The organism is Flavobacterium sp. LS1P28, from assembly GCF_003970335.1.
GTDB lineage: Bacteria > Bacteroidota > Bacteroidia > Flavobacteriales > Flavobacteriaceae > Flavobacterium.
Map to the genome: position 1 here is coordinate 58,367 of NZ_RYDI01000003.1, position 6,942 is coordinate 65,308.

The following is a 6,942-nucleotide window of genomic DNA, read 5'->3' on the forward strand; positions in this document are numbered from 1 at the left end:
GTTAAAATCACTCTCTTTTATTATAAATAAATGCTGAAACACTTGATATTCTCTATATTCCTCAAGGGTACGTAAGTAGTATTCAAGCACTCAAGGAAGGAGCAAAATTATTGGTCATGGGAGATTATTTGTTAGGAGAAATTCAAGATGAATATCGATTTGATATTGATTGTTTTAAATAGAAAAGTTTCACGCCGATGCGTTAAAAAAATTTCACGCAGATTGGCGCAGATTAAAAAAATCTATACAATTATGGAATTTGATTCCGTAATTGTATAGATTTGTAGAATGATACGTAGAGAAGCAGAAAAAGAAATTATAGCTTTGGCAAAGCAGTTTAAAGCAGTTGCCGTGGTTGGACCGAGACAGTCTGGTAAGACTACCTTGGTACGGTGGATTTTTAAAGACAAGGAGTATGTGAGTTTTGAAAATCCCGACATTCGTTTGTTTGCTATTGAAGACCCAAGAGGCTTTTTGTCAAACTATCCCAATGGAGCAATATTTGATGAGGCGCAAAGAGTTCCAGATATTTTTTCCTATTTGCAACAAATCCTTGATGAATCAGTTGTAAAAGGTTTATTTATTATAACGGGTTCAAATAATTTTTTGTTGCAGGAAAGCATATCTCAGAGCTTAGCAGGAAGAGTGGGTTATCTTAATCTGTTACCACTGACTTTGCACGAAATAGGTGATAAGGAGCGTACTATTAGCCAGACTATTTTTAAAGGTTGCTATCCTTCGTTATATAATGACACTGTTGATACTACGCAGTGGTATTCAAATTATATTAGAACATATATTGAGCGAGACGTTAGGCTGATTAAGAATATAACCAATTTGGTGGTTTTTGAAAAATTCTTGCGATTATGTGCTGGTAGAATTGGTCAGTTGTTGAATATGAATAGTTTGGCGGTAGAAATAGGTGTTGATACAAAGACGATTAGTTCTTGGATTAGTGTTTTGGAAGCTAGTTTTGTAGTGTTCCGTTTACAACCGTATCACTCTAATTTTAACAAAAGAGTTGTAAAAATGCCTAAATTATATTTCTATGATACGGGATTAGCGTCTGCCTTATTGGGAATTCAAAATAGTGAGCAAATTGACGTTCATCCATTTAGAGGTGCGCTTTTTGAAAATTTGATTATTGTTGATTTTCTTAAAAGTAGATTTAATAAAGCCAAGACCAATAACCTTTATTTTTGGAGAGATAATTTAGGGAAAGAAATAGACTTGATTATTGATAATGGGATGGATATAATTCCTATTGAGATAAAATCAGGGCAAACAATAACCATTGATTATTTTAAAGGAGTTGTTTATTGGAATAAACTAGCTCAGAAAGAAGGGGGATATGTGATTTATGGGGGTGACTTGGTTCAAAAAAGGAGCAATTCTATTACGGCAATTCCATTTAGTGCAATAAATTCGATTGAAAATAAACTACTGTAATCTTTTATTGGTTTTAGTAGGATTCGTAATGATATAAAAGAATATCCCACAATGAAAATGGAGTTACCTTTATTGCGAGGTGTTGATTTGGGCTTTGTTCCAAAAATCAAACAATTGTTGGCTATAATCTCTGAATCGGTTCCTTTTATACCTAATGTGAGTAATTTAAGTGATAAAATTGGTATAAATAGAACTACTTTAATGACTTATCTACATTATTTGGAAGAAGTAGGTTTGACCATTAACTTGCAAAAAGAAGCTAAAGGAAGTGTGAAATTGCAAAAACCAGCTAAGATTTATTTAGAAAACACAAATTTAATGTTTACACTTTCTCCTTCAAAAGCTACTATTGGTAACGCTAGAGAGACCTTTTTTGCAAATCAATTGGGGTATAAAAATAAGTTGAGCCATCACGAAAAAACTGATTTTTTTGTAAATGATTTATATTCTTTTGAAATTGGAGGAAAGGATAAGTCGATGAAACAAATTGAAGGTATCGAAAATTCCTATATCGCCGCAGACGATATTGAGTATGGTTTTCAAAATAAAATTCCATTGTGGTTGTTTGGTTTTCTGTATTAAGTAATAACCCTGGTATAATGTCGTATTTTTAAATCAGGATAAAATCATGTAAAAATCTGATTTAAAGCTGTTTTACTTAAAGTTAATTCTTTTGACTTTACGACTTTTAAACTTTCGACTTACTTACAATTAAATGATAGAATAAATAAAATTACAATTACAAGATGACCATTGAAAAAACAAATATAAAAGATTTAATACTTATTACCCCAACAGTTTTTGAAGATTCGAGGGGTTATTTTTTTGAGGCCTACAATCAGGCTCAATTTCATGAACATGGGATGTCCTATCAATTTATACAAGACAATCAGTCTTTCTCCAAACGCGGGGTGATTCGGGGATTGCATTTGCAGATTAATCCTTTTGCACAAGCTAAATTGGTGCGTGTGCTTGAAGGAGAAATCCTTGATGTGGCGGTCGATTTACGCAAAAAATCAGCAACTTATGGACAGCATTTTAGTGTGATTTTAAGTGCAGCCAATAAAAAACAATTGATGGTTCCCCACGGTTTTGCCCATGGTTTTTCGGTTTTGAGTGAAACTGCTTCGGTGCTATACAAAGTAGATCAATTGTATCATAAGGAGAGCGAAAGAGGGATTCGGTATGATGATCCTACTTTGGCCATTGATTGGCAAGTGAGTCCTGATGAAGTTATTGTTTCTCAAAAGGATTTGGTTTTGCCGAGTTTTGAGGATATTGATTGGGAGTTTTGAAAAGAGAGTTTAAGGTCATATCGAGAGGCAGTTTTAATCGCAATCCTGATAGTAATCAGGAAGCAAAGACATTAAGTAGTTTTGTTTGTGATTTGAAAATCGACCGGTTGATCATAAATTGACTAACTATAAGTGTAAAGTATTGATTTTTAGTATTATAAAATAGATGAATTAAAGCTATTATCTTTGTAGAAGTAAATTTTTAAATTTTTCGTTATGATACAGCGCCAAGCCTTACAGTTATTTGATGATAAAAAAGTACGGACTCTTTGGGATTCCGATCAAGAGAAATGGTACTTTTCTATTGTTGATGTAATTGATATTTTGACAGGCACTCCTAATGCAAGAAAATATTGGAGTGTTTTAAAAATGCGTTTAAAAAAAGAGGGAAGTCAGTTGACTACAAATTGTAGTCAACTGAAAATGCAATCTGTCGATGGGAAATATTATAAGACGGATGTCTTCGATACCGAGCAACTTTTTAGGTTAATACAATCGATACCTTCACCAAAAGCTGAACCATTTAAGCTTTGGTTGGCACAGATAGCTTCGGAACGTTTGGATGAAATGCAAGATCCAGAACTAACGATTGACTTGTGAGAAGTTGAAAGTGAGGAGTGAGAAGAGGAAAAGTGAGGAGTGAAAAATTAAAAAGATAAATGAAGAAAATAGTAGTTACTGGTGCTAATGGGCAATTGGGTTCGGAATTAAAGGTATTGTCTAATAATTACTCCCAATTCGAATGGGTTTTTGCAGACAGAACGCAAGTGTCCTTGGATAATTTGTCGATTTTACAAAGTCAATTAGAGGCAATTTCTCCAAATATCATTTTAAATTGTGGTGCCTATACAGCCGTTGATAAAGCAGAAACAGAACACGAATTAGCGGATATTGTTAATCATTTAGCGGTCGCCATTATTGCTCAATATACGAAAGATCATTCTGTAAAACTAATTCATATTTCTACTGATTACGTTTTTGACGGGACATCAGCTGTCGCATTGAGCGAGGAGGCCCTAACGCAACCTGTTAATGTGTATGGAGTAACCAAAAGAGCGGGAGAGTTAGCTTGTTTGAAATTAAATCCCGATGCAATTATCATTAGAACTTCATGGGTGTATAGCAGATTTGGAAACAATTTTGTAAAAACCATGCAACGATTATTACAAGAACGAGATACGATCAGTGTGGTTAACGATCAGATTGGTTCGCCTACTTATGCTGCCGATTTAGCTCAGGCTATGATGACTATTGTAACAGCACCAGACTGGATTGCCGGAATCTATAATTATTCGAATGAAGGAGAAATCAGCTGGTATGACTTTGTCCTGGCAATCCAGGAAATTGGTGGGTATACTTGTGAAGTGAAAGGAATTCCCTCAGCGGCTTATCCTACACCTGCCAAACGTCCAGCTTTTTCTTTATTGGATAAAAGCAAGATTAAACGAGTTTATGGTATTGTTGTTCCGGATTACAAAGAGAGTTTAGCTGTTTGTATGAAAGGTGGGTTATGAGTTAGGGGTTGTGTAAAATTTCCGTTTTGTCCCACCCCTAAAGAGAGCCGAAAATCCAAAACGTAATTTAAATAAAGCCTGTTAATTTTAAATCGAATTTTGTGTTTCTTTTTTGCTCCCTTTAGGGACAGGGGGAAACAAAAAAGAAACTTACTAAATTTTATTTTTCGCACGCTCTGGGACAGGGGGAAACAAAAAAGAAACTGACTAAATTTTATTTTTCGCACGCTCTGGGCCAGGGGGAAACAAAAAATAAATTTAGGGAAGTTTTGTTAAAACGAATTAAAAATAAAATCTAAAAATGAAAAAAATACTAATCACCGGTGGGGCCGGTTTTATTGGGTCCCATGTCGTACGGCTTTTTGTAAAGAAGTATCCGCAATATCAAATTGTTAATTTGGATGCACTCACGTATGCTGGGAATCTCGAAAATATTGTTGATATTGAAAAAGCGCCTAACTATACTTTTATAAAAGGAGATATCGTTGATGCGCCATTCATTGATCAATTGTTTGCGGAGCATCAATTTGATGGTGTTTTGCATTTAGCTGCCGAATCTCATGTGGATCGTTCTATAACCGATCCGTTGTCTTTTGTGAAAACAAATGTTATCGGAACGATGAATTTATTGAATGCGGCTAAGGCTACTTGGCAAGGCAATTACGAAGGAAAACGTTTTTACCACATCAGTACCGATGAGGTTTATGGCAGTTTAGGTGCCGAAGGGTTGTTTACGGAGACTACTGCGTATGATCCTAATTCTCCGTACTCGGCTTCAAAAGCCAGTTCGGATCATTTTGTCAGAGCGTATGGAGAAACGTATGGCTTGCCTTATGTGTTGACCAATTGTTCCAATAATTACGGGCCGTTTCATTTTCCTGAAAAATTGATTCCATTATTCATCAATAATATCATTCAAAACAAACCCTTACCCGTTTATGGTGACGGGAAATATACCCGAGATTGGCTTTTTGTAGAAGATCATGCGGTAGCCATTGATTTGGTTTTTCATGAAGGAGTTAACCATGATACGTATAATATTGGTGGATTTAACGAATGGCAAAATATTGATTTGGTTAAATTGCTTTGCAAAATAATGGATGAGAAATTAGGAAGGGCGTCCGGAACTTCGGAACAATTAATTTCGTATGTAAAAGACCGTCCCGGACATGATTTGCGTTATGCTATTGATGCCAGTAAGATAAACAGAGAATTGGGATGGAAACCATCGGTTACTTTTGAACAAGGATTGGAAAGGACCGTAAATTGGTATTTGGAAAATCCAACCTGGCTGAATAATATTACTTCGGGGGAGTATGCAAATTATTACGAGAAGCAGTATAATTAGTGATCAGTGGTCATTGTTTAGTGATCATTGTTTAGTGATCAGTTGTCCGTTTTTTTAATTGATGTAGATTTAACTATAGAAAAAACTTCCTTTGTAAGGTATTAGTTAAAAAAATAAATTATTTTAGATTAAAAATTATACCTGTGAAATTTAGTGCCTTTGTGGCAAAAAAATAAAAAATATATGAAAGGAATTATATTAGCCGGAGGTTCCGGGACCCGTTTACATCCGTTAACACTGGCCATGAGCAAACAAATGATGCCGGTTTATGACAAACCCATGATTTATTATCCATTGTCTACTTTGATGATGGCGGGAATCAATGAAATATTAATTATTTCAACTCCTCATGATTTGCCTAATTTCAAAAAATTATTAGGCGATGGGTCTTCAATTGGTTGTCAATTTAGTTATGCGGAGCAGGCCATTCCTAATGGATTAGCGCAAGCTTTTGTTATTGGAGAAGAATTTATAGGGAAAGACAGCGTAGCTTTGGTTTTAGGGGATAATATTTTCTTTGGATCCAATATGGATGAATTGTTGCAATCCAATACCAATCCTAAAGGTGGGGTCGTATTTGCGTATCATGTTTCAGACCCGGAGCGATACGGTGTAGTCGAATTTGATGCTGATTTTAAAGCGCTTTCTATTGAAGAGAAACCGTTAGAACCCAAATCAAATTATGCGGTACCCGGTTTGTATTTTTATGATAATTCAGTAGTGGAAATTGCCAAGAATATCAAGCCAAGTGCTAGAGGGGAATATGAAATTACTGATGTAAATAAAGTGTACTTGGAAAAAGGGGCTTTGAAAGTAGGAATTTTAAGCAGAGGTACGGCCTGGCTAGATACCGGTACTTTTAATAGCTTAATGCAGGCGGGACAATTTGTTCAGGTTATTGAAGAGCGTCAAGGATTGAAAGTGGGCTGTATTGAAGAAATTGCGTGGAGACAGGGTTTCATTAGTGAGCAACAATTGAAAGATCTAGCCGAGCCTTTGAGAAAATCAGGTTACGGAGAATACCTGCTGGGATTGCTGAAGCATAAGTTGTAAGCATTTCGGGCGCAGTATTTAGATAAATGATGCAGTACGGATAGTTATAGCTACAGTCCAAAAACAAAATTTCCGAATAATTTTGGCACAGCGAAAATAGATGAAATAAGGAAGTCGAAAGTTTAAACGTCATAAAGTCAAAAGGAGCATTATTGTAAAAAGTAATTTAATATCAATCTGTTGCGTCATTTTGTCTATTTTTAATACACGACAGTATATAATAGTTGTTACTGAGTTTCCTCTTCCCATTCAAAAAATAATCTGTGAAAATTGGTGTAATTTG

General features: G+C 35.2%; 6 protein-coding genes and 1 pseudogene. All 7 read left to right on the forward strand.

Translation table 11 applies throughout. From position 1 onward, the window contains the following. Positions 1 to 288 precede the first annotated feature (288 nt). Positions 289 to 1,449 carry an ATP-binding protein gene (locus tag EKL97_RS04145; RefSeq protein ID WP_126555279.1) on the forward strand — a complete coding sequence of 387 codons (1,161 nt, stop codon included), beginning with the start codon at positions 289 to 291 and terminating at the stop codon, positions 1,447 to 1,449. Between the two features lie 57 nt (positions 1,450 to 1,506). Then, positions 1,507 to 2,031 (forward strand): hypothetical protein, encoded by a 525-nt coding sequence (locus EKL97_RS04150; protein ID WP_158614912.1) that lies wholly within the window; start codon positions 1,507 to 1,509, stop codon positions 2,029 to 2,031. Between the two features lie 164 nt (positions 2,032 to 2,195). Beyond that, positions 2,196 to 2,744, forward strand: coding sequence for a dTDP-4-dehydrorhamnose 3,5-epimerase (gene rfbC, locus EKL97_RS04155; protein WP_126568220.1), 549 nt, complete (start codon positions 2,196 to 2,198; stop codon positions 2,742 to 2,744). 216 nt (positions 2,745 to 2,960) lie between these two features. Continuing rightward, positions 2,961 to 3,338, forward strand: a pseudogene (locus EKL97_RS04160) (Bro-N domain-containing protein); the annotation flags it as partial. Between the two features lie 65 nt (positions 3,339 to 3,403). Beyond that, the gene (rfbD, locus tag EKL97_RS04165) at positions 3,404 to 4,258 is read left to right on the forward strand and encodes a dTDP-4-dehydrorhamnose reductase (RefSeq protein WP_126568222.1); all 855 of its coding nucleotides are present in this window, start codon (positions 3,404 to 3,406) and stop codon (positions 4,256 to 4,258) included. Positions 4,259 to 4,559: 301 nt separating this feature from the next. Next, positions 4,560 to 5,606 (forward strand): dTDP-glucose 4,6-dehydratase, encoded by a 1,047-nt coding sequence (rfbB, locus tag EKL97_RS04170; protein WP_126461250.1) that lies wholly within the window; start codon positions 4,560 to 4,562, stop codon positions 5,604 to 5,606. 183 nt (positions 5,607 to 5,789) lie between these two features. Continuing rightward, entirely contained in the window at positions 5,790 to 6,659 is an 870-nt protein-coding gene (rfbA, locus tag EKL97_RS04175) for a glucose-1-phosphate thymidylyltransferase RfbA (protein ID WP_126461242.1), read from the forward strand. The last annotated feature ends 283 nt before the right edge of the window (positions 6,660 to 6,942 follow it).

Excerpts from the sequence above, each read along its gene's own strand:
- EKL97_RS04145 (WP_126555279.1), top strand. The coding sequence starts at position 289 with ATGATACGTAGAGAAGCAGAAAAAGAAATTATAGCTTTGGCAAAGCAG.
- EKL97_RS04150 (WP_158614912.1), top strand. The coding sequence starts at position 1,507 with ATGGAGTTACCTTTATTGCGAGGTGTTGATTTGGGCTTTGTTCCAAAA.
- rfbC (WP_126568220.1), top strand. The coding sequence starts at position 2,196 with ATGACCATTGAAAAAACAAATATAAAAGATTTAATACTTATTACCCCA.
- rfbD (WP_126568222.1), top strand. The coding sequence starts at position 3,404 with ATGAAGAAAATAGTAGTTACTGGTGCTAATGGGCAATTGGGTTCGGAA.
- rfbB (WP_126461250.1), top strand. The coding sequence starts at position 4,560 with ATGAAAAAAATACTAATCACCGGTGGGGCCGGTTTTATTGGGTCCCAT.
- rfbA (WP_126461242.1), top strand. The coding sequence starts at position 5,790 with ATGAAAGGAATTATATTAGCCGGAGGTTCCGGGACCCGTTTACATCCG.